This window comes from Cytobacillus oceanisediminis (assembly GCF_007830235.1).
GTDB classification, from domain to species: domain Bacteria; phylum Bacillota; class Bacilli; order Bacillales; family Cytobacillaceae; genus Cytobacillus; species Cytobacillus oceanisediminis.
Genome location: NZ_VLKI01000011.1, coordinates 53,853 through 77,841, shown reverse-complemented (window position 1 = coordinate 77,841; position 23,989 = coordinate 53,853). Strand labels below are relative to the sequence as shown.

Sequence of the window (23,989 nt, the reverse complement as noted above, 5' to 3'; positions counted from 1 at the left end):
CTTGAAGAGGCCAAGACCAGCAGGCACAATTGCTTTCTTTAATGTTTGTGAGGAGCTTTAGGGATGAAGGAAATTGAGATGAAGGTAAAAGGGGAAATTAAACGTCTGACAAACCAGACATTTAAATTCGATGAACGTGTGAGGGATGGCTGGTTTTCAGCAGTTTATTTTCTCAAGACTAGGGAAATCGTTAAGAAATATCATGAGGATAAAATTGTAACAATGCAATTTTTCCAGAAAAATCATGCCGTTTTGTGCGGGACCGATGAAGTGATTGCCCTGCTTAAAACCTTTGCGGACCGTCCGGACGATTTGGAAATTTATTCTTTGAAAGATGGAGATAAGATTTCGCCCTTTGAAACAGTACTGACGATTACAGGAAAATACCAGGACTTCGGTTACTTGGAAGGTATCATTGATGGAATTCTGGCCAGAAGAACCTCGGTCGCAACGAATGTATATAATGTGGTTAAAGCTGCAGGGACTTCAGGGGTTCAAAAACAGGTCATTTTCATGGGAGACCGTGATGACCATTATATTACCCAGGCTGGCGACGGATACGCAGCCTTCATTGGGGGGGCAACTGCCCAAGCTACGCATGCTATGAACGAATGGTGGGGCAAGAAGGGAATGGGGACAATGCCCCATGCTCTTATTCAAATGTTTGAGGGTGACATTGTAGCAGCCACAAAGGCTTATCAGGAAACTTTTCCGGAAGATGAACTGGTTGCTTTGGTTGATTACAATAATGATGCAATCACAGATTCATTGAAAGTGGCTAGGGCATTTGGAGACGAACTTAAAGGTGTACGGGTAGATACTTCGAGAACCTTGATTGATCAGTACTTCCTAAGGAACCAGCATCTGCTGGGAACGTTTGACCCTCGCGGAGTTAATGCTGAGCTGATATTTGCTTTAAGAAAAGCATTGGATGATGAAGGCTTTGGCCATGTGAAAATTGTGGTTAGCGGAGGATTTACTGAATCGCGTATCCGCGAATTTGAAGAACAGGGTGTCCCTGTTGATACCTATGGAGTGGGAAGCAGCCTCCTGAAAATCACAACAGGGTTTACCGGCGACAATGTCATGATAGATGGAAAACACGCAGCCAAGGCTGGACGGCGGTTCCGCCCGAACCCGCGCCTTGAAAAGGTTGAATAAGTCAGGGGCAGGTGCAATCAGCATACCGATTAATATTTACAAACAGAGTAAGGAGCATCCTGTATGGAAATGGAAGGCTCAATTTTGGATCTTAATTCTTTCCGTGAGACCAAGCAGCTTCAAGGAGAGAAAAATGCAGTTCATTTATACACACTAGCCGAAGATTACACTGAACGGACCGCAAATATCAGAGAGAAAGTCCGGGCAAAGCATCTATTCCGAAAGACGCTCGGCCTTCCTCCTGAAGCTGCTTTTACGTCATTGCAACATGAAGTGTTTCAGAATTGGTTCCTATTTGATTATAAAACGATCCAAGGTTCAACGATGTTCAGTCTCTTCTTGAAAAACAATTCCCGGCAGCTTTCAGAGCCCGATTTAATCCAAGGGGCTCTCTTTTTAACATCTGCCATGGAACCGGTTAGGGTCGTAAAGATTGATTGTACCGTAATAACCGCTGTTGGGGCAGAATCTGAAAGTCCTTTTCAAATGAGGCATATGCATGGGGATCTGCCTGATATGTCAACGTGCGAATGGTTATTCATCAGAAAAATTCCGATACAGATGTTTGATTTTGCGATGGGGCCGGTTTTGCCTGTTAAGGATAAAGTTATAGTAGATAGAATGCTGGATGCCTATTCGGAGGCAAAAAAAAAGTTTCCTGAACTAACCTGGAGAGCCTTTTTAAAAACAAATGTTTTATATTTTTTATTTGGGGAATAAATAGCTGGCAATACGTTACATAGTTTTTAAATATAAATAGTGTTATAATGATGCAATACGTTAAAGTGTTTGTTCATAAAGGGGACAAAAAAGCCGGACTTTCTGAACATACATATTAGTAACACAGTCAGTGAAGCATGTCCTCAAAGGGGATATGCGCAAATCTAGATATATGTCATATACTGTTTTACAGATATACGATGGTTGGAGGTTCTTTATATGACTATTTACCATTTCGTAGGTATTAAGGGGTCTGGAATGAGTGCTTTGGCACAAGTTCTGCATGATATGAATTATCAGGTTCAAGGCTCCGATTTTGAGAAACACTTTTTTACTCAGGAGGCCCTTGAAAAATCAGGAATAAAGATCCTTCCCTTTCAAAAGGAAAATATACAGCCGGGCATGACGGTAATCGCCGGAAATGCATATCCGGACACGCATGAAGAGATTGAGGAAGCAATGAAGCTTGGCTTGCCTGTTGTGCGTTACCACCGTTTTTTAGGTGACTTCATGAAAAAATTCACAAGCATTGCGGTGACTGGGGCTCATGGGAAGACGTCCACTACAGGTTTGCTTGCGCATGTGATGAGGGGCGCAAAACCAACTTCATTCCTAATTGGAGACGGAACGGGGAAAGGGGACGAGGAAGCGGAATATTTTGTATTTGAAGCTTGTGAATACAGAAGGCATTTCCTTTCTTACTTCCCTGATTATGCGATTATGACGAATATTGATTTTGACCACCCTGATTATTTTGCCAACATTGATGATGTTTTCTCTGCATTTCAGGAGATGTCATGGCAAGTGAATAAGGGGATTTTTGCATGCGGAGATGACGAGCAGCTGCAAAAAATTCAGGCTAAAGTGCCAGTCGTATTTTATGGTTTTGGAGAAGACAATGATTTCCAGGCGCGCAATGTGGTGAAAACAACGGAAGGGACCACTTTTGACGTATTTGTCCGTAACACCTTCTATGAAACATTCTCTATTGCAGCTTATGGAGATCATAATGTATTGAATTCCCTGGCTGTTATCGCTCTTTGCCATTATGAAGAAATAGATGCAAAGATTGTTCAGGAGCAGCTTCTTTCCTTTGAAGGTGTAAAAAGAAGATTCTCTGAAAAAAATGTGGGATCACAGATCATCATTGATGACTATGCTCATCATCCGACTGAAATAAAAGCTACTGTAGAAGCAGCAAGGCAAAAGTACCCGGAAAAGGAAGTTGTAGCTGTATTCCAGCCTCACACCTTTACAAGGACTCAAGCGTTTCTTGATGATTTTGCAGCTAGCCTTAATTTAGCCGATAAAGTCTATCTTTGCGAAATTTTCGGCTCTGCACGTGAAAACCACGGAAAGCTCACGATTGATGATTTAAAAGCTAAAATACCAGATGCAGAGATTCTGAGCGAAGAAGAAACAGTTGTTTTAAAAAATCATGAAGATAGCGTTATTATGTTTATGGGAGCCGGCGATATTCAAAAGTTCCAGCAAGCATATGAAAACCGGCTATAATAAAAAAGGATGCGCCATATATGGCAGCATCCTTTTTTATTTAGGGCGTTTTCGTAAACTTTGTTGCTATTTACAAAATGAAAAGAGCGGTCGATTTCCGCTTTAGGATGCTCAGCGAGCCGCGGGGGAGGGCGGTAAGCATCCTCGGCGCTCCGGGCCTGCGGTGTCTCTCGCCTGTCCTGCTGCTCCCACAGGACGCCTGCATAGGCATCCTGATTAGACACCGCACGAAGGAAATGCGGATGCATTTTCGAGGATCTCACACCTTCCGCTCTAATCAAATTATTTATCAGCTGCTTCCTTTACAAACACCTATTTAAAAACAACAATCTTTTGAAAAGTACCTTTATTTATTTCAAATTCTCAGGATTTAGAGCTTCCAGTTCAGGGATCACAAAACGGCCGTCTTTGCGGATTAATACATCATCAAAATAGATTTCCCCGCCGCCGTAGTCTGGGCGCTGGATGTTAACCATATCCCAGTGGATGTTGGATTTGTTGCCATTGTATGCTTCGTCATAGCATTGGCCCGGTGTGAAATGGAAGCTTCCATCAATTTTTTCATCGAAGAGGATATCCTGCATCGGATGAAGAATAAACGGATTGACCCCTATGGCAAATTCGCCGACATAGCGTGCACCTTCATCTGTATCAAAGATTTTATTAATTCGTTCGCTGTCATTGGCTTCCGCCTCAACAATTTTGCCGTCTTTGAATGTCAATTTTACATTTTCGAAAGTAAATCCATGGTATGGAGACGGAGTATTATACGTGATAACCCCATTAACAGAATCACGTACCGGAGCCGTATAAACCTCTCCATCCGGAATATTCATCTGGCCCGAACACTTGATAGCCGGAATGTCTTTAATAGAGAAAGACAAATCTGTTCCAGTTCCAGTAATTCTTACCTTATCGGTGTTATTCATCAATACCACAAGATTGTCCATTGCTTGGTCCATTTTGCCGTAATCCAAATTACAAACATCAAAATAGAAATCTTCAAATGCTTCAGTGCTCATTTTAGCTAACTGAGCCATGGAAGAGTTAGGGTAGCGGAGAACAACCCACTTCGTCTTTGGCACACGAATCTCTCTATGAACCTTTTTGCCGATTGTAGAACCATGAATTTTCATTTTATCATCAGGCACATCTGCATGTTCGTTAATGTTATCCCCTGCGCGGAGTCCTATGTATGCGTCCATCTTGCCCATCACATTGGCTTCAAACTCAGCCATCATATTGAATTGCTCCTCCTGTGCCCCTAACAGCAGGGAACGGTCAACCTGATGGTCTTTTAATAATACAAAAGGATATCCTCCTGCTGCATATGCTTCCTTAACAAGGGCAGTTACGAGTTCTCTTTGCAGGCCGAAATTTTCAATAAGGACTTTTTCGCCTTTTTGCAGCTGGACTGAATAATTGATCAGGTTCTTTGCCAGCTTTTCAATACGAGGATCTTTCATTGCCTAAATCCCTCCAAAAAATATTTTTTCCGACAAATCTTATTGTAACCGAAATTAAAGATTTTGTTGAAACTTTTCCTAGTATGCTAAGATTTAGTTTGGTAAGGAAATATAGGAATTATTGAAGGAAATTGGGTACTGGAAATGGAATCTATTAATGTACGCCTGGTTTAGAGGCAGTGCATCTGGGTAAAAAGTTAGTATACAGATAACCGGAGGTGTATGAAATGGAAATCATTTTATATTTGAGTGTGGCAGTAATTGCTATCGCATTCCTGGTTTTAGTCATTTATTTGGCCAAAACGTTAAAATCTTTACAGGGAACATTAGATAATGTATCTCACACGCTAGCAGGTCTTGAAAGGCAATTGGATGGAGTAACAAAGGAAACAACGGTCTTGCTACATAAGACCAACACGTTGGCAACAGACATTCAGCAAAAGTCTGAAAACTTGAACAGTGTAGTAACGGCAGTGAAAGAAGTAGGGGACTCTGTCCGCAGATTTAATGGATCTATTCAGAAAATCACATCTTCTGTAAACACACAGCTTGAACAAAATAAAGATAAAATTTCACAGGTGGTACAGTGGAGCAATGTTCTTCTCGAAATTAAAGATAAGTGGAAAATGAGAAAAGATGACCCTTATCAGTACAATGTTGACGAGAAGCAAATGCTACCGCCCGAACGCCAAAGAGAAAGAGCAAGATACTAGAAATCGAGGAGGAAAAAGAAGAATGAATAGCCAGGACCGTAAACAATTTGATGTAAACCAGTCAAAATCAGAGGAAAATATCAATACGAAAGACTTTATGATCGGCGCTTTAATCGGAGGCATGGTTGGCGCTGCAACTGCCCTATTCCTTGCTCCTAAATCAGGCAAAGAGCTTCAGAGCGACTTAAACGAAAAAGCGTCTGTCTTAAAAGAAAAATCAGGCCAGTTTCGTGAAACAGCAATGACAAAGGGAACTGAGCTGGCGAGTGTGGCAAAAGAAAAAACAAATGCCATTACTCAAACAGTTTCCAAGCAATCAAATGGGTTAGTCAATAAAGTAAAAAGCCTTAAAGAGGGGCAGAATGCCAATGGACAAGCTTCTGAAAATGGCGCTGCTGAAGGGGACGCCGAATATGCTTCAGAAAGCATCAATGATGAAGGATTTCAGTCAGAAGGCAATGCACCAGTAAATGATGCAGAAATTCAAATGAAGCTTGAGGAAACAAAACAGGCTTTTGACGAAACGGAACAAAAGTACAATCAATAAATTTGTCTTAAAAACGGTGAAGTGATACTATTACTTCACCGTTATTTATTTTATAAGAGGAGGTTCAGAATGAAAAAATTTGATAGCAATGAAGCATTTGATCAAGCCGTTAAATCAGAAGAGCAGCTGCTGCTTTTAAAACACAGCTCAACATGCCCTGTCAGCGGAGCGGCTTATGAAGAGTATGAAAGCTTTGCAAATGAGCATAAAGATTTGAACATTTATTATTTAGTAGTCCAGGAGGATCGCCCATTATCCAATCATATCGCGGAGACTTTTCATATTAAGCATGAATCTCCCCAGGCTATATTGTTTAAAAATGGGGATGTAGCATGGCATGCTTCCCATTGGAAAATTACATATGACTCCCTGGAGAAAGCTTTTGAAGAAAATAGATAAAAAACATCCGAATTCGGATGTTTTTTATCTATATAGGCTTTAGATTCGAGCTCTTCTTATTAATGGCAGGCCAGACGATTTTTAGATCATCACCAGGTTCTATAGGGTCATGAAAAGTCGTTTTTTCCCCATTTCTTAAAAGAACAAATTTTCCGGTTGAATCTCTAGGCATTTCAATCTCTACGTGGTTAAATAAGTCTTGGAAAATAAAGGGGATTATTTTTTTGTGTACGACAGTAAGTACATCACCATCATAAATTCTGTCATTTTCTGATAAGGCTGTTCCTTCTCTTTGGAATTCGGTCATGGTTCTGGAAAGCTCTACTTTTTTTCCATTGAATATAACAGGGATGCTTTGCGTTAGCATTAGCTGCTTAAATTCAGCCATTTCTTTTACAGTTGGTGTACCTCTTCTTTCAATCAAAAGATTGTCCCCATGTTCAATCGTTTTGTGATGCTTTACCTCCATGCCGTTTCGGAGGACTTTTCCGGAAAGGCGCGGCAGGAAGGTTTCTTTTCCATTCATTTTGAGCCGAAAAGGCTTTAGCTCTTTTAGCAGTTCTTTTAAGTCTAAGGCATTTAGGATTTCTTCAACTGTTTCAGGAATCCTGCATTCTATTTTATCCCTATCCCTTAAAACCTGACCTGCTGCAGCTGGTATTCCATTACAGGTGATTTCAGTCTGGATGGTATAGTTATGGCTATTAATGGTCACAGACTTAACAGGAATATCATCAATTAAATCCCCAATCCGTACTTCAGCGGGAAGGCCGTCCCTGCCTCTTTTAACCGTAATTTGGTCTCCAGCTGCAACTTCTTCATCCAATGAACTTGAAATCCCATTCCGTAAAATAGCTGGAGCTTCCCCATAGCTGCCCGGAATTGTTATATTTTGTGCATTTACGCTAACAATCATGGCAAGGCCCGGTTTTCCATATAATTTATTCATCTTAACGCCTGCGGCCAAAAGACAATCTCCTACTGTAAGTTTTTTAACCTCAAATAAGCGGACAGGCTGCTCATTGACGTAGACAGTACAATAGTGGACAGGAGATTTTTGTGCAGCAATGGCAATCCCAATTGGGGTGACAAGTTCCGGTCCTTTGTCAATCATGTGCGAGACAGTCAGCCCATTTATAGCGTCTATTCCCCGGATAGCAACCCTGTTCTCAGGTAGGCTTAGTTTCCGGGCTATTCTGGCAGGAAGATTTGGAGTTAAGCTTCCGCCTCCTACAAGCATAACGGCTTTAGGGGGCCTGTTATTCAAACTCAAGATTTCGCTGCAAATGGAATCTGCCAGGCGGTCCAATGCCGGGGAAATCTGTTCAACAAGATCCTCTTTGCTGATCTCCGTTTCAAATCCAAGAATATCTGTCACTGTAATGGTATCATGGACATGAAGATCTCTTTTGGCTTTTTCGGCTAACGGAAAATCCAACAGCAGCTGGTCGCTGACAGCCTCTGTTATTTCATCGCCTGCTACAGGCACCATGCCATAAGCAATAACAGTTCCGATGTCTGTAATGGCAATATCCGAGGTACCTGCCCCAATGTCTACAAGAGCAACATTTAATCGCCTCATGGACGGCGGGATAAGTACATTAATCGCTGCAATCGGCTCAAGGGTTAAAGCCTCCATTTCAAGCCCCGCTCTCTGGAGAGCTGAAATAAGGGACTCCACTACAACCTTTGGCAAAAAAGTAGCAATAATTTCTACTGAAGCCTCTTCTCCCTGCTGGTCAATCAAATTGCCGATTTCTTCCCCATCCAGGCGGTAGTAAAGAACAGAATAACCTACACAATAATAATAATAGCTTTTTTCAATTTCATGTTTTGCGGCAACTATTGCCTGGGCCCGCTGAACAGCGCTTAATTCAAGATGAAGGATATCCTGTTTTTGCATCATCGGCTTTCCGTTAATATTAATGGAGGATTGGGCCCTCTCTGTTCTTAAAGCTCTCCCTGCTGCAGCGACACATACTTTTTTTAGAGGGCCATGTTTTGCTTCAAGTTCATCCCTGATTTCTGATATAATCCTTGAAACAGCTAAAACATCATGGATTTGCCCGTCTAACATTGCACGTTCAGCATGCTCCTTTAGTACAATATCTTTAGCATGATATTGGCCCTCGTGTTCTTCAAGAATAATGCCAACCACAGAACGCGTACCGATATCCAGTGCAAAAAGCTTTTTTTGATCGTACAAAGCGATACACCTTCTTTGTTTTATGCCATAAAATGGCTTAATAGCGCTTTATTACTTAAAAGCGTTTAATTAATAAAGAAATTTTTCGTGACATGTCTGAATAATTCATATATAATAACCCTAATTATAAAAAATGTATCACATATCCAGATGCCGTAAAAGAGAAAGAATGGAAATGTTTAACTTGGCGAATGATAAAATATATTCGCTCAGCATGTTTCTTATCAAAAAGTGCGGCTCTAATTCAGATTCGAAAGGAAGGGACAGGAAATGAGCAATAATGAGCTAGATAAACTGCGGGATCGAGTAGATGAGCTGAACCTTCAGCTTTTATCATTGATCAATGAAAGAGCAGAACTTGTTCAAGAAATCGGAAGAGTAAAGGAAACACAAGGGGTTTATCGTTATGATCCTGTCCGCGAACGCAACATGCTGGACTTGATAAAAGAGCATAATGACGGTCCATTTGAAAACTCAACGATTGAGCATATGTTCAAGGAAATTTTTAAAGCAGGCCTTGAGCTTCAAAAAGATGATCATCGAAAAGCGCTTCTTGTTTCACGAAAAAAGAAGCCTGAAAATACAATTGTTGATTTAAAGGGAGAAAAGGTGGGAGACGGCAACCCTCATTTAGTGTTCGGTCCTTGTGCGGTTGAATCTTATGAACAAGTTGCGACAGTTGCCGAAGCTGTTAAAGCGAAAGGCCTTAAGCTTCTGCGCGGCGGTGCTTATAAGCCTAGAACATCTCCATATGATTTCCAGGGACTTGGCTTGGAAGGGTTAAAAATATTAAAAAGAGTGGCAGATGAATACGATTTGGCTGTAATTTCTGAAATTGTAAGCCCAAATGATATTGAAACTGCTGTCAATTATATTGATGTAATCCAAATTGGTGCAAGAAATATGCAAAACTTTGAACTTTTAAAAGCAGCTGGCGCTGTAAACAAGCCAGTTCTTTTAAAACGCGGTATTGCAGCAACCATCGAAGAATTCATTAATGCAGCAGAGTATATTATGTCCCAAGGAAATGGACAAATCATTCTTTGCGAGCGCGGAATCCGCACATACGAGCGTGCAACGCGAAATACCTTGGATATCTCTGCAGTGCCAATTCTGAAACAGGAAACACATTTACCGGTACTTGTTGATGTAACGCATTCAACTGGACGCAGAGATTTGCTTCTCCCTGCTGCTAAAGCAGCATTGGCAATTGGAGCGGACGGCGTAATGGCCGAAGTACATCCAGATCCAGCCGTTGCCCTGTCAGATTCAGCGCAGCAAATGGATCTTAACCAATTTGATCAATTTATGTCTGAACTGCAATCCTCGGCTTTGCTAAGAGTATAAATCGTAATGCATGGAGCCTTCTGCTAATCAGCAGAAGGCTTTTTCGTTGTTTGAGGCTCTGTTAATCTTGGGTGTTGATTTCCGCTGCAGGCACTCAGCGAACCGCGGGCTTCCGACGCTCCTGGCGTTCTTCACCTGTGGGGTCTCCCTAGGTACGCTTTTCCCGCAGGACATTGGATTAGTGTCCTCAAATAAACACCTCACGAAGAAAAGACGAATGCATTTTCGAGGATCCCGTGCCCTCCGCTCCAATCAGTACAGTGCTAAATCATCAGTTATCTTTAACATAGCTTTGTGAAGAAAATCCAAAAACAAGCTTTTTTTCAAAAAAACAAGCCTTGACATTGCAGCAAATCCTGGACTGTCGTATGATTAAATACATAATTGAACATGTGTATCCAATCACAAAATAGGATAAAAAATGAGTAGGTTATGTAGTGTTGCTGTAAAATAAAAAGTAATAGAAGTGACCGCTATTCGAAGAGGGAGTGACAGTAATGAATGTAACAATATACGATGTGGCAAGAGAAGCGAATGTTTCAATGGCAACGGTTTCTCGTGTCGTAAATGGAAATCCAAATGTAAAGCCCGCAACAAGAAAGAAAGTAATGGAAGTAATCGACAGACTTGGATATCGTCCAAACGCTGTAGCACGCGGACTGGCAAGCAAAAAAACAACGACAGTCGGAGTTATTATACCCGATATCTCAAGTACTTTTTTTGCAGAACTGGCTAGGGGTATTGAAGATATCGCAACGATGTACAAGTACAATATCATTCTGAGCAACTCTGACCAAAATGTCGAGAAAGAGCTGCACTTGCTTAATACTATGCTTGGAAAGCAGGTAGATGGCATTGTATTCATGGGGGGCAATATTACATCAGAGCATGTTGATGAATTTGAGAAGTCTCCAGTTCCGATCGTTCTTGCAGGTTCAATTGAAGAGTCAGGCAAAATTCCATCCGTTAATATTAATTATGAACAGGCAGCATTTGATGTAACGAAGTCGTTTATTGAAAAAGGCCACAAAGAAGTTGCGATTGTTGTGGGCCCTCTACGTGAGCCAATCAATAAAGAAAAGAAACTGGCAGGCTATAAGCGTGCGTTGGAAGAAGCTGAAGTTTCCTATCGCGAGGATTTGGTCGTTGAAGGAGATTATACGTATGATTCAGGAATAGAAGCTTTTGAAAAGCTATTGGAAGCTGACCCAAGGCCAACAGCGATCTTTGCGGGATCAGATGAAATGGCCCTGGGAATTGTCCATGGTGCCGAAGATAAAGGCTATAAAATTCCTGAGGATTTTGAGGTCATCAGCTCCGATAATACCCGATTGGCATTGATGGTGCGCCCTCAGCTGACTTCTGTTGTACAGCCGTTATATGACATTGGAGCCGTTGCGATGCGCCTTCTTACTAAATTGATGAATAAAGAATCAGTGGATGAACAAATTGTCGTACTTCCTCACCGAATTGAGGAACGGGACTCAACAAAATAATAAACCTGCCGATATAATAGAAAAGCGGAGGTGCCCCGATCAGCCCAGACAAGAGCTGGAGGGCCAGAAGTTGAAGTGTTCTGGACTTCTGGACCGAAGTGACCTCGAGCTGCTCTAAGCATCATTCTACGAATCATGCTTCTCTCAAGATAATCAGGAAGCAAATTCAGGGATGAAAACTGGCTAGGCGCTGCAGCTAGACAAAGGGTAGAAAAGAGAAACGCCTTACAGTTTAAAGTGGAAGGCGTTTCTTTCTGCCATTCATCTATTTATTACTATCTATATAAACGATCAGGGAGAGAGAAAATGAGGAAGTTTGATGTGTTAACGCCAGTGGGGCTATTGATTGGCCTGGCGATGCTTATCTTTGGGATAATTTCCAATGGGGGAACCAGTGGGTTCTTTTCGTTTATTGATCCTTCTTCCATGCTGATTGTTTTAGGCGGTCTAATAGCGGGGCTGCTTGTAAGTTTTCCTTTAAAAGATATCAAGCATATGGCTACTGTTATTAAACAGGTCTTCTCCAGCGAAGAACAAAGTATTGGCAGGCTAATTGGGATATTTGTACTCCTTTCCGATCGCGCTCGCCGGGAAGGGCTTTTATCGCTTGAAGCTGAAGTAGAAAAGGTGGACGATGCTTTTATCCGAAAGGGTATTTATCTTGCCGTCGATGGAATCGAGCCTGATGTCATAACGGACATTATGCATGCTGAAATTACAGCGATGGAAGAAAGGCATCGAAAAGGCAGAAGCATTCTCGAGAAAGCAGGGGAGTATGCTCCAGCATGGGGGATGATCGGGACGCTGATTGGTCTTGTCCTCATGCTGAAAAATCTAAATGATCCTTCTACGTTGGGTCCTAATATGGCAATTGCCCTATTAACTACTTTATATGGTTCGCTTCTGGCCAATCTGGTGTTTCTGCCAATGGCAGCAAAACTTGCTTTAAAGACTGAAAAGGAAGTATTTTTAAAGCAAATCATTATTGAAGGAGTAATCGGGATTCAATCCGGACAAAATCCAAAAATCCTTGAAGAAAAGTTAAGTGCATTTTTATCTTCCGAAGAACGCAGAGAATTGGAAGAAGTCATCAACGCAGGGGAGGCACTGGAATATGAAGCTTAGGCGAAGGCCTCCTGAGCCTGCTAAGGGTGCCCCTAGGTGGATGGTTACATTTTCAGATCTTGTCACACTGATATTAGTATTTTTTATATTGCTCTTTTCCATGTCGCAGATTGATATGATCAAATTTAAAACGATTTCCGAGTCATTCCGTGATAGGCATGTACTCGATTTTTACCCTTCTATTATTCCCAATGAGCATCCAGCGAGCATGGAACAAAATGATCAAAATGCTGGGGAAGAAAGCGACTCCCTTGATCAGCTGTTAATGGAAATCCAGACATTTTTAGATCAAAACGGCCTTGAAGATGTTATTGTTGCAAACAGGACCGAACGTGGTGTTGTCCTTGTCCTTCAGGAACAGGTGTTATTTGAATCCGGAGAAGCCAGCCTAATTGATCGCTCCTATCCATTTCTGGACAAAGTCGGAACAGTCCTATCAAGTATGCCAAACCTGGTAAAAGTAGAAGGCCATACGGATAACCGGCCGATTACGACATACAGATACCCTTCAAATTGGGAGCTGTCAGCGGCCCGGGCCAGCACAGTGATAAGATACTTAACAGAAAACCATAAGCTTGAGAGCCGCAGGTTTATTGCTGTTGGCTACGGAGAGACCCGACCGGTAGTCCCCAATTCCGGACCGGAAAATTGGGAAAAAAACCGCCGGGTTGAAATCATTATTTCTGATCCGAAATATGATGAGGAAAGTTTAATAAATAATTAATAGCTGGTCTGGCATTTGTCAGGCCTTTTTTATTTTGAAAGTGGAGATTTGGCCGGTATTAAAGTGTTTTTGTCCGGTAAATATGATCAATGGACCGGTATTTAATAGAATTTGGAGGGTAAATGTTCGTTTTCAGCGGTAAAATAGAAAAAAGGCTGACAGCCGGATTCAAATACAACCGTTTGTCAGCCTTTTCATTTACATGGACTCAGTCATTTTCCTATTTCTTATAGGATATAGAACTTTGTCCAATGTTTGGGCGTTTTTTTCTGTTATTTCACTTTTTCGAGGAATCGGCGGATAAAGATCATCAGGATCGTCCCATTGAAGGGGAAGGGGCACAGGAGCATGCTTCTTCCAGGTGTTTATCCATTCTAAAGGCAGATTGCCATAAGACTTTGAGTTTTCAGTCATTTCAAGCCATATCATGGCCCAGGCCCGGGGAACCACACGCCATATATCATAGCCGCCGCCGCCGACAGCAATCCATTTTCCATCGCAATACTCATGTGCCATTTCATGTGCCAGTTTAGGAATCTCCCTGTATATTTTCATGGTTGATGACAAATGGGTAAGGGGATCCAGATAATGTGAATCTGCACCATTCTGAGTGAGAATTACGTCAGGCTTAAAGAATTCAGCGACCTCACGAAAAGCTGTCCTGTAGGCATGGAGCCAGGAATCATCTTCTGTAAAAGCATCCACTGGTATATTGAAAGAAAATCCGTATCCCTTTCCTTGCCCACGTTCATTTACATTTCCTGTGCCCGGAAATAAATAGCGTCCTGTTTCATGGATGGATAAGGTACATACATCAGGATCATCATAAAAGGACCATTGGACACCGTCTCCATGGTGAGCATCTGTATCGACATACAGTACCTTGGCTTTATATTTTTCCTGAATATATTTAATGGCAACAGAGCTATCATTATATATGCAAAATCCTGATGCTTTTCCGCGAAATCCATGATGCAGTCCTCCGCCGAGGTGGAGAGCATGCTTTGCCCGCCCGCTCATGACCTTATCTACGGCAGCCAGAGTCCCTCCTACCAGCAAGGAGCTTGCTTCATGCATATTTGGAAAAATAGGTGTATCCTCAGTCCCCAATCCGTAATTTTCTCCAACATCTTCAGGAAGCTGTCCCTGGCCGGCGAGTTTAACAGCGTTCACATAATTTGGATCATGGATCAGGTGAAGTTCTTCTTCAGTAGCTGGGCGAGGAGGAACGATTTGATGATCCTCAATCGCTTTCATATTTTTAAGCAAATCGAGTGTCAGTTTGAGCCTTAGCTGGTTAAAAGGATGATTTTTGCTGAATTTGTAGTTCAGCAGCTCTTCCGAATATACAAAAATTGAATCATGAGTCATAGAGAAATCCCCGGCAGGTTTGGCCATAATACTGCAAAGCCGGCTTTTTTCAAATCTTCAATCACAAGGGTGGGATTCATGGTTTGCACTCTTAACACTAAAATTTTAAATTTCTCATCCTTTTTATCCGGATAAACAAGGACACTCTGTATATTTGCTTTCCTTTTGCAAATCACTTCTGTAACTTCAAAGAGCATGCCGGCCCTGTTAGGCACTTTTACCTCAATTTGCGACCCAGGCTGATGTGCGCCTGTCAATTGGACCAGGGTGTGAAGAAGATCCGTTTCAGTCACGATTCCAACAAGCTTGTTATCTTTTAATATAGGAAGACAGCCAATGCGGTGCTCATAGAAAATAGCAGCAATTTCTTCTGCAAAATCAAGGGGATGCCCCGAAATGATTTCTGTTTTCATAATTGTTTCCAAAGGTTTCTGAAGATCTTCCTTAAATAACTCTGTATGAAAAATAGATGGAGTGGCATCCCGGATATCCCTGTCAGTGACAAGGCCTACCAGCTTATTCACATGATCAGTTATCGGCAAATGGCGTACTTTATTTGCACTCATTATTTTTATGGCATCCGCTATACTATCATCCTTTGTCAGTGTAGTGACATCCGTTTTCATAATTTCTTCAACAATCACTTTTAGAGCCTCCTTTATTGAACTTATATGGAGTTTCCACGCACACCAGCACTGGAGCGGGAACAAAGCGTATTTTTTAACATTGAAGCAATTTTTTTAAATATTAAGCTCTGTTAAACTTGTCTGTAGATTTCCGCTTCAGGGGCTCAGCGAACCGCGGGTGGTCCAACGCTCCTCGGAGCCTTGCGGCGGCGGGGTCTCCCTTTGACTCGCTTCACCGGCCGGAGTCTCGCACCTTCCACTCCAATCAACAGAGTGCCAACAATGAGCTTTAACATAGTCTCATATTATATAATCATTGGTTTTCTATGATAGTTTATTAATACATAAAGCGGTTCATAAAGCGCAGACGGTCGAATTGCTGGACCGATTCCTGGTCTACTCTTTTGCCGATTCTCGCCATCAGGCAATTTGCAGGATGGGAGCTGATTTCCGGGTCGTCTGTGGCATACCATTCCAGGCCGCCTGCATTCATCATCTTTTCCATAATCTTACGATATTCCCAAACATTCAGTCCGGTTCCCTTTAGATCCCAATGCCAGTAATATTCTGTCGTAATAATGATGTAGTCTTCCATCGCATCATCCATCATTGAGACTTTTAATAGGTTCTTGCCTGTTCCAGAACCGCGAAATGCCGGAATTACTTCAATGGCACCAAGTTCTATTAAATTTTCCATTTTTCCCTCGGACCATCGCTCAAGGGGATCCGGGTACAAATAAGTTACATAGCCGACAATGGTGTGCCGGTCTCTGGCAATTATAATTCTTCCCTCCGGCAATCCAGCAATTTCAACCAGAGCTTTATGCTGCTGTGCTGGTGGCCTGAAAGCTACCAGATGTTCATGAAACTCGTAATCTGCGAGTTTTTCAGGTGAGATAGGCCCTTCGATAATTAATTTACCATTTGCTGTTTTTAATTCTTTAGCATTGTACGTTTTTTTATGTTCCATTTATTCACCGCCTAAAAGACATGATCAATGTACTATCTATTATACATAAAAACTATCTATATAAAGCGCTTTCACATAATTTTCTGGTTAATTTGAAAAACTTTGTGACAATTCCCGGAATGATGCATAAGAATTATTTTTTAGCTGCAATATTTTAAAAATTGAGAAAAAATAATATTTATACTATAATAATATCAAATCACAAAAAAGGGGGATATCAATATATGAAAGTGGAAGCGCTGCCAGTGACGCAAGGGGAGTTTAATTTAAAAAGCTATGACGAGTTATATAAGAATTTCAACTGGGCGGATGTGGAAAAAGAGTTTTCCTGGAAAGATACAGGCCGAATGAATATGGCCTATGAGGCAATCGACCGCCATGCGGAATCATTTAGAAAAAATAAGGTTGCCCTTTATTATCGTGACGGAGAAAGAAATGAAAAGTATACTTTCAAAGAAATGAAAGAACTTTCCAATAAAGCTGGAAATGCTCTGAAGACATACGGCGATGTGGAAAAAGGAGACAGGGTGTTCATTTTTATGCCTCGTTCCCCTGAATTATATTTCGCTGTTTTGGGAGCCATCAAGCTTGGTGCGATTGTCGGTCCATTATTTGAGGCTTTCATGGAAGGCGCTGTCCGTGACAGGCTTGAAGACAGTGAAGCAAAAGTCTTAATCACTACTCCTGAGCTTTTGGAACGGGTTCCGGTTGATCAGCTGCCAGCTCTAAAGCATGTTTTCCTTGTAGGCGATAATGTTGAGGAAACAGGCTCTTATGTTGACTTTAATAAAAGAATGGCTGAATCAAGCCGAAAGCTTCCTATCGAATGGGTTGATGGAAATGATGGATTAATTTTACATTATACTTCCGGTTCCACAGGCAAGCCAAAAGGTGTGCTGCATGTACATAATGCAATGATTCAGCACTACCAGACGGCTAAATGGGTATTGGATCTTAAGGAAGAAGATGTGTATTGGTGCACTGCTGACCCAGGCTGGGTTACCGGAACATCATACGGCATTTTCGGTCCGTGGCTTACAGGAACATCTAACCTGATTGTCGGTGGAAGATTCAATCCTGAGACATGGTACAAGATGATTGAAGAATATGGCGTTACTGTTTGGTACAGTGCTCCAACAGCTTTCCGCATGCTGATGGGTGCAGGGGATGAGGTTGTTAAGAAATTTGATATGAGCAGCCTTCGGCACATCTTGAGTGTTGGTGAGCCATTAAATCCTGAGGTAGTCAGATGGGGCATGAAGGTGTTCAATTTGCGCATCCATGATACATGGTGGATGACAGAAACGGGTGCACAGCTGATCTGTAACTATCCTTGCATGGAAATTAAGCCTGGTTCCATGGGCAAGCCTATTCCTGGAGTCAAAGCTGCCATTGTTGATGACCAGGGAAATGAACTGCCGCCAAACCGCATGGGTAACCTTGCTATTAAAAAAGGCTGGCCTTCGATGATGCACACGATTTGGAATAACGAGCAAAAATATGAATCGTACTTTATGCCTGGTGACTGGTATGTATCCGGTGATTCAGCTTATATGGATGAAGAAGGCTACTTCTGGTTCCAGGGACGTGTGGATGACGTTATCATGACATCCGGCGAACGTGTAGGCCCGTTTGAAGTAGAAAGCAAGCTGATCGAACATCCGGCAGTTGCAGAAGCAGGAGTAATCGGAAAGCCGGATCCAGTTCGCGGAGAAATTATTAAAGCGTTTGTAGCATTAAGAGACGGCCATGAGCCATCTGAAGAGTTAGTGGAGGATATTCGCCAATTCGTTAAGAAAGGCCTTGCAGCTCATGCAGCTCCGCGCGAAATTGAGTTCCGTGACAAGCTTCCAAAAACTCGAAGCGGTAAAATTATGCGCCGCGTCTTAAAAGCCTGGGAACTAGATCTCCCAACTGGCGATCTGTCTACAATGGAAGACTAATAGAAAGAGAACCGCTTATAGTGAAATGCACCCCAATTCTTAGACAAGACTAACAATTGGAGGTGCATTTCGATGGCCGCGGTTCTCTTTTTTTGGTTTGCGCAGCAGGGAAAACATGAATAATTGTGAACTTAACGAATAAAGCAGAAAAACTTGCGAATAAAGTGGGGAATTTTACGAACAAACGATAAAAATTAGCGAACAAATTTTAAATTTAGCGAACAAAGTGCATAAACTAGCGAATAAATAGGAATCTCCAGCAGCTAGTTGGAACACTGAATAAGTCGATACCGAGCTTTGATAAATAACTAATAAAAAAAGCTGACTTTCGAGCCTTTACCGGCTTGAAAATCAGCTTCACTTTTAAATATTTAATTAGTTTGTACTGCCTTCTCCTTCTCCGCCTCCATCACCAGGTTCTACTGGCTTTTCAGGATCCGGTTTTTCTTCGGCTGGAGGGTCTGCAGGTTTTTCCTCTTTGGGTTTCTCTTCTTTAGGTTTTTCCTCTTTAGGCTTTTCTTCTTTTGGTTTCTCTTCTTCAGGCTTTTTGCCGATTTCAACCACGTTTGAAGGCTTGGATTCCTTCCCGGCAATATCGACGGCTGTTACGTGTATAGCACCATTGCCAGCCTTGAAGCTTAGAGACGATCCAGCTTTTACTGTACCGACTTTTTTGCCGCCGCTATAGATGCGGTAGCCAATAACATCTTTTTCTGGATGGGCACCCCATGTTACGGTCTCGCCTGAAGCTTTAATGTTTAGGGCGGCAGGAGCCCTGCCGTTATCCTCCAGTTTGTCGCCGGTAGTTAAAATGCTCTTCCAGCGCTCTTTATTAGGAATAAGATCGCCTGGATTTGCTTTAATGCCAAATAATTTTTCAATATACTCTGGATTCAGTACTAATCCTGGTTCTGTAAATTCTTCAGGAGTTGAATCAAGAGCCATATATTTTTTGTCGCCAATTCTCACAAGTTTTCCATTGCCAAGGCTATCGTCCACTTTTGTTGGAACAAACTTCGCGTTGAATAAGTCTGTTTCAACGAGGCCAGCCTTTGAGCATGCATCAGAAGGCAGCAGGCCAGAAATAGCGCAGAAGGATCTTCTTACGATCCCCCCAGGCATTTTAAAGCTTGTGCTAGGGTCGACAAGATCAGGCGCAACATCATATGCTGCATTCATGAGATCTGCCCATAGATAATTATTCCGCAGGCTGTAGCTTAATGCGCCGGGAGCTTTTAAAGACTTAGGTGTATCATAGCCGGACCAGATCCCGAAAGTGACATTCGGATTGGTTGCAACAAACCACGCATCGTGGAAATCTACGCCTGTTCCTGTTTTCCCTGCCCAGTCAGAACTGAATTTCAATCTATTTCTAACGGAAGTGGCTGTTCCGCTGTTAATAACATCCCGCATCATATCAATTGTTAAGTAAGCCGTCTGCGGGCTGAATACATCAACAGGCTTGACTTCATACTGATAAATAACCTGGCCGTTTTTATCAGTGATTTTTTCAATCATATAAGCATCAACAAATTTACCGTCATTGGCAAAGGTGCTGAATGCATTTGTATTTTCTTCAACTGTTACCCCATATTCCAATGAACCAATGGCTGTGGACAAATTCGTATAGTCCGGGCCAATCATCGAAGTAAAGCCCATCTTTTCCAGGTAGGCAGCAGGTCTTTGTCCGACTATGTCCTTATATAGCTTAACAGCCGGAACATTGTAGGAATACTTTAATGCTTCTCTGGCAGAAACCAGACCGCTATACGTTCTGGTATAGTTATTTGGCCAAGGCCTGTTCAATCCTGGAGCAAGGTATAATGGCACATCCGGTAAAATTGTTCCAGGAGCTGACTTTCCTAGCTCCATAGCAGGTGCATACACCAGCAGCGGCTTCATGGTTGAACCATTTTGCCTTACAGCGTTTGTAGCATGATTCAATTGCTCACGCTTGTGATCGCGTCCGCCGACAAAGCTGATAATTTTCCCGGTCTTATTTTCAATTAAAATAGCACCGACTTCTACAGGCTCCATGATTTGCTTGTTCTCACCCGTTTCAGGATCCTTAACTGTCTCTGGTTTGTCAGGTCCGTAATAAGGGTAGTTATCTTTTACCTGCTGCATTTTATCATAAATATCTTTGTTAATCGTTGTATGAATCTGATAGCCATTTTGGCGGATTGTCCGGTCTGCAAGGGTTCTATATTCCTCGCGGAGTGCGTCATCTTCTTTTAAGTCCTGTTCTTCATAACCATCGTTTTTCGCCAGAATCTTGGTCATGATGTTTACTGCACGCTCTTCAATTTCAAATGTTAAGTACGGATATTTTTCTAAAGGACTTGCTGAAGGATCTGCAAAATCCTTTGTCAGGTCGTGCGCCAAAGCTTCTTCATATTGTTTCTGGTTAATCTTGCCATCGTCGTACATTCTTTTCAGAACGGTTTGCATCCTTGAGAACCCTGGTTCCAAATTCTCTTTAACTGTTCCTTCCCTCGTAAAAGGAGTATAGCCGAATGGGCTCTGGGGAAGCCCCGCAATGAAAGCAGCCTGAGGCAAGGTCAATTCCTTTGCGCTTACCCCAAAAATGCCCTTGGCAGCTGCTTCAACACCCGCGATATTCCGGCCGGAAGCATTTCTTCCAAAGGTGGAAACATTCAGGTATGCTTCTAGAATCTCTTTTTTATCAAAGAATTTCTCAAGGCGCAATGCCAATAGTATCTCTTTTGCTTTTCGCTCAAAAGATACTTCATTCGTTAAGATTTGGTTCTTAATCAGCTGCTGTGTCAGTGTGCTTCCGCCGGACTGAACAGATGAATTTGTTACTTCCTGGAACAGGGCACGCATAATCGCTTTTGGCACCACTCCGTCATGCTCGTAAAAATATTCATCTTCCGTAGCCACAACTGCGTTAATCAAGTGGTCTGAAACATCCTCAAGCTTAACTTCCTCCCGTTCAAGGTCGGTCCTTAGCTTGCCCAAATACACATTATCCGCAAAGTAAACTTCCGATGTTTCTGCATAATCATATATATCCTTTTTCATGCTGGCATAGGACCGAATTGGCTCATCCTTTACAAGTGAGGCAAAGTAACCTGCTCCCAAACCTCCAGCAAACGCACCGCCAATTACAGCCAAAATGATAAACAGCAAGGCTAAATTCCAGACAACCTGGTAAGTTATGCTAGCCCCTTTTGCTGCTTTTTTATTGCCGAAGAGACCTGGAGTTTGCCTCAGTTTATCAATAAGTATTTGAAACTTTTCTTTCATCGTATCAATCCCCCTAAAATCACATCTATTATAGCATAAAGTGAAACTTCCAACAGCGAGTTTTCCACTGTTGGTTAGTTGAACCAATCGGGCTTTTACGGGCAGTTGTTCGGAAAAACTAACTGAATACCTATCAGAAGACTACTTTTCTGAAGTTACTGCCCGATAACCTGCGATAAAGTGAAACTTCCAACAGCAAGTTTTCCGCTGTTGGTTAGTTGAACCAATCGGGCTTTTACGGGCAGTTGTTCGGAAAAACTAACTGATTACCTACCAGAAAACTACTTTTCTGAATTTACAGCCCGTTAACCTGCGATAAAGTGAAACTTCCAACAGCGAGTTTTCCGCTGTTGGTTAGTTGAACCAATCGGGCTTTTACGGGCAGTTAGTTCGGAATATCCTAATCTTTAATTAAATATATAGTCCTTTTTCCGAATTTACAGCCCGTTAACCTGCGATATTGCGACATATTAATTGACAAGGTTCGCCATTTATCTGAAATTTCCTTTTTTTGAACAGGTATTTGACATTTGGCTGATTTTTATGATAAAAATGGTTTATCTTAGTCATAGACGTAAGAAGCATAATTTCTGTTTCAAAAATACTATATAGGCATTGATGGGAACCCAGTAATGCTTCTATCCCTGTTTCAGAAAGCCGGCGGCCGCTGCGAGCCGGTACAAATAGAAGGGTGAATTACCTCCCTGAGCTTTCACTGTCAACCTGCTCAGCAGTCATAGCAGTGAACGGTTATTCCGTTATCTTGAAAGAGTGGAGGGCATTTGTCCTCAATTTGGGTGGTACCGCGCAATATTAATCATGCGTCCCTGCATATGTGCAGGGGCGCTTTTTGTATGTGGGAATCGCCCCCATCTTTGCCTGGAAAAATTGCATTTTAACCATTTAGTAACAGTTTAATCTAGGAGGAATTTAACAATGAATGTACTTGAAGATTTGCAATGGAGAGGGATCGTCTACCAGCAAACAGATGAAGAGGGGATCCAGAATACGATTGATAAAGAAAAGATCTCTTTATACTGTGGTGTGGACCCTACCGCAGACAGTATGCATATAGGGCATCTGCTGCCATTTTTAACTTTAAGGCGTTTTCAAAAAGTGGGACACCGCCCGATTGTTCTCGTTGGAGGAGCTACCGGTTTAATTGGAGATCCGAGCGGCAAAAGCGAGGAGCGAAAACTGCAGACATTGGAGACTGTTCAGCATAATGTGGACTGCATCCAAAACCAACTGAAAAGGATTTTTGATTTTGATAGTGAAAATGGTGCTATCATGGTGAACAACTATGATTGGGCAGGTTCCATGGACATTGTTACTTTCCTCCGTGATTACGGAAAACATGTGGGAGTCAACTACATGCTTGCGAAAGATACGATTTCCTCCAGATTGGAAACAGGGATTTCTTTTACTGAATTTACTTACACCATTTTGCAGGCAATGGATTTCCTTCATTTATTTGAGAATCATAACTGCAAGATGCAAATTGGGGGAAGCGACCAATGGGGCAATATTACGACAGGTCTTGAGCTTATCCGTAAAATGGCGTCGGAAGGTTCAAAAGCATATGGCCTGACAATCCCGCTTGTAACAAAAGCAGATGGAACCAAGTTTGGGAAGACGGAAAGCGGAGCGATCTGGCTTGATCCGGAAAAGACATCTCCATACGAGTTCTACCAATTCTGGATTAATACTGCTGATGCTGATGTTATTAAATACTTAAAGTTTTTCACATTCTTATCTCGCGAAGAAATTGAAGAACTTGAAAAAGCAGTTCAGCAAGAACCGCATCTGCGTAAAGCACAGAAAGCCCTTGCGGAAGAAATGACTCGCCTGATCCATGGCGATGAAGCTTTGGAGCAGGCAATTAAAATTACTGCTGCCCTTTTCAGCGGAGACATTAAGAATCTATCTGCTTCTGAGATTAAACAAGGCTTTAAGGATGTTCCTTCCTATGAGCATTCAGAGGGCGGAGAAGTTGGTATTATTGATTTACTGGTTGCGGCAAAAATTTCACCATCTAAACGCCAGGCCCGTGAAGATGTTACAAATGGTGCCGTTTCTGTAAATGGTGAGCGTGTAACAGAGCTTGATTATGTTCTTTCGGAAAAAGACAGGATTGAAGGCCAATTTACCGTCATCCGCCGCGGAAAGAAGAAATATTTCTTAATTAAATACTAAAATGAAAGCCCTCCGGTTGAAGGAGGGCTTTTATGCTTATTCGCAACTTTGCGGGAATAATCCAGTTGTTAAACTCGTTGATTAACGACGAAAAAATGTACAGGAGATCAAAAATGGTAGATAATCCGGTTGATTAACGACGCAAACATGCCCCTGGTGATCAAAATGGTAGATAATCCAGGTGATTAACGACG

The 23,989-nt window shown here is 42.1% G+C and carries 18 protein-coding genes and 1 other annotated feature; of the genes, 12 read left to right on the top strand and 6 right to left on the bottom strand.

What is annotated here, in order from left to right; all coding sequences use genetic code 11:
- The first annotated feature begins 63 nt into the window (after nt 1-63).
- The 3 genes from IQ19_RS17355 to murC all read left to right on the top strand — a co-directional run bounded on the left by IQ19_RS17355 (nt 64) and on the right by murC (nt 3,396).
- Nucleotides 64-1,161 (top strand): nicotinate phosphoribosyltransferase, encoded by a 1,098-nt coding sequence (locus IQ19_RS17355; protein WP_144543631.1) that lies wholly within the window; start codon nt 64-66, stop codon nt 1,159-1,161.
- 63 nt (nt 1,162-1,224) lie between these two features.
- On the top strand, nt 1,225-1,881 hold the full coding sequence (locus IQ19_RS17350; RefSeq protein WP_144543630.1) for a hypothetical protein: 657 nt from the start codon (nt 1,225-1,227) through the stop codon (nt 1,879-1,881).
- 219 nt (nt 1,882-2,100) lie between these two features.
- Nucleotides 2,101-3,396 carry a UDP-N-acetylmuramate--L-alanine ligase gene (gene murC, locus IQ19_RS17345; RefSeq protein WP_144543629.1) on the top strand — a complete coding sequence of 432 codons (1,296 nt, stop codon included), beginning with the start codon at nt 2,101-2,103 and terminating at the stop codon, nt 3,394-3,396.
- A gap of 350 nt (nt 3,397-3,746) precedes the next feature.
- On the opposite strand, the gene IQ19_RS17340 is transcribed toward murC, so the two are convergent.
- Nucleotides 3,747-4,862, bottom strand: coding sequence for an aminopeptidase (locus IQ19_RS17340; RefSeq protein WP_144543628.1), 1,116 nt, complete (start codon nt 4,860-4,862; stop codon nt 3,747-3,749).
- Between the two features lie 227 nt (nt 4,863-5,089).
- Between IQ19_RS17340 and IQ19_RS17335 the strand changes: the two genes are divergently transcribed.
- The 3 genes from IQ19_RS17335 to ytxJ all read left to right on the top strand — a co-directional run bounded on the left by IQ19_RS17335 (nt 5,090) and on the right by ytxJ (nt 6,521).
- On the top strand, nt 5,090-5,575 hold the full coding sequence (locus tag IQ19_RS17335; protein WP_144543627.1) for a DUF948 domain-containing protein: 486 nt from the start codon (nt 5,090-5,092) through the stop codon (nt 5,573-5,575).
- 22 nt (nt 5,576-5,597) lie between these two features.
- Nucleotides 5,598-6,122 (top strand): YtxH domain-containing protein, encoded by a 525-nt coding sequence (locus IQ19_RS17330; RefSeq protein WP_144543626.1) that lies wholly within the window; start codon nt 5,598-5,600, stop codon nt 6,120-6,122.
- 69 nt (nt 6,123-6,191) lie between these two features.
- The gene (gene ytxJ, locus IQ19_RS17325; protein ID WP_144543625.1) at nt 6,192-6,521 is read left to right on the top strand and encodes a bacillithiol system redox-active protein YtxJ; all 330 of its coding nucleotides are present in this window, start codon (nt 6,192-6,194) and stop codon (nt 6,519-6,521) included.
- A 28-nt stretch (nt 6,522-6,549) separates the two neighbouring features.
- On the opposite strand, the gene pilM is transcribed toward ytxJ, so the two are convergent.
- Complete coding sequence (gene pilM / locus IQ19_RS17320; RefSeq protein ID WP_144543624.1) at nt 6,550-8,727, bottom strand: pilus assembly protein PilM; 2,178 nt, start codon at nt 8,725-8,727, stop codon at nt 6,550-6,552.
- Between the two features lie 270 nt (nt 8,728-8,997).
- On the opposite strand from pilM, the gene IQ19_RS17315 reads away from it, so the two are divergent.
- From IQ19_RS17315 to motS, 4 genes are all read left to right on the top strand, one after another.
- The gene (locus IQ19_RS17315; RefSeq protein WP_144543623.1) at nt 8,998-10,074 is read left to right on the top strand and encodes a bifunctional 3-deoxy-7-phosphoheptulonate synthase/chorismate mutase; all 1,077 of its coding nucleotides are present in this window, start codon (nt 8,998-9,000) and stop codon (nt 10,072-10,074) included.
- A gap of 497 nt (nt 10,075-10,571) precedes the next feature.
- The gene (ccpA, locus tag IQ19_RS17310) at nt 10,572-11,570 is read left to right on the top strand and encodes a catabolite control protein A (RefSeq protein ID WP_144543622.1); all 999 of its coding nucleotides are present in this window, start codon (nt 10,572-10,574) and stop codon (nt 11,568-11,570) included.
- Nucleotides 11,571-11,876: 306 nt separating this feature from the next.
- Nucleotides 11,877-12,695, top strand: coding sequence for a flagellar motor protein MotP (gene motP, locus IQ19_RS17305; protein ID WP_144543621.1), 819 nt, complete (start codon nt 11,877-11,879; stop codon nt 12,693-12,695).
- Nucleotides 12,685-13,419: a flagellar motor protein MotS gene (gene motS, locus IQ19_RS17300; protein WP_144543620.1), complete on the top strand. Its 735-nt coding sequence runs from the start codon at nt 12,685-12,687 to the stop codon at nt 13,417-13,419. Before motP ends, motS begins: the two co-directional genes overlap by 11 nt.
- A gap of 198 nt (nt 13,420-13,617) precedes the next feature.
- Here motS and IQ19_RS17295 read toward each other — a convergent pair whose 3' ends face one another.
- From IQ19_RS17295 to IQ19_RS17285, 3 genes are all read right to left on the bottom strand, one after another.
- Nucleotides 13,618-14,790, bottom strand: coding sequence for an acetoin utilization protein AcuC (locus tag IQ19_RS17295; protein WP_144543619.1), 1,173 nt, complete (start codon nt 14,788-14,790; stop codon nt 13,618-13,620).
- A complete protein-coding gene (locus IQ19_RS17290) occupies nt 14,787-15,434 on the bottom strand; it encodes an acetoin utilization AcuB family protein (RefSeq protein WP_144543618.1) in 648 nt (215 codons plus the stop codon). Before IQ19_RS17290 ends, IQ19_RS17295 begins: the two co-directional genes overlap by 4 nt.
- Before the next feature lie 319 nt (nt 15,435-15,753).
- Nucleotides 15,754-16,386, bottom strand: coding sequence for a GNAT family N-acetyltransferase (locus IQ19_RS17285; RefSeq protein WP_144543617.1), 633 nt, complete (start codon nt 16,384-16,386; stop codon nt 15,754-15,756).
- 224 nt (nt 16,387-16,610) lie between these two features.
- On the opposite strand from IQ19_RS17285, the gene acsA reads away from it, so the two are divergent.
- Entirely contained in the window at nt 16,611-18,329 is a 1,719-nt protein-coding gene (acsA, locus tag IQ19_RS17280; RefSeq protein ID WP_144543616.1) for an acetate--CoA ligase, read from the top strand.
- Nucleotides 18,330-18,704: 375 nt separating this feature from the next.
- On the opposite strand, the gene IQ19_RS17275 is transcribed toward acsA, so the two are convergent.
- Nucleotides 18,705-21,599 (bottom strand): transglycosylase domain-containing protein, encoded by a 2,895-nt coding sequence (locus IQ19_RS17275; RefSeq protein ID WP_144543615.1) that lies wholly within the window; start codon nt 21,597-21,599, stop codon nt 18,705-18,707.
- Nucleotides 21,600-22,205: 606 nt separating this feature from the next.
- Nucleotides 22,206-22,431 (top strand) — a binding site (T-box leader).
- Between the two features lie 104 nt (nt 22,432-22,535).
- Between IQ19_RS17275 and tyrS the strand changes: the two genes are divergently transcribed.
- Nucleotides 22,536-23,795, top strand: coding sequence for a tyrosine--tRNA ligase (gene tyrS / locus IQ19_RS17270; protein WP_144543614.1), 1,260 nt, complete (start codon nt 22,536-22,538; stop codon nt 23,793-23,795).
- The last annotated feature ends 194 nt before the right edge of the window (nt 23,796-23,989 follow it).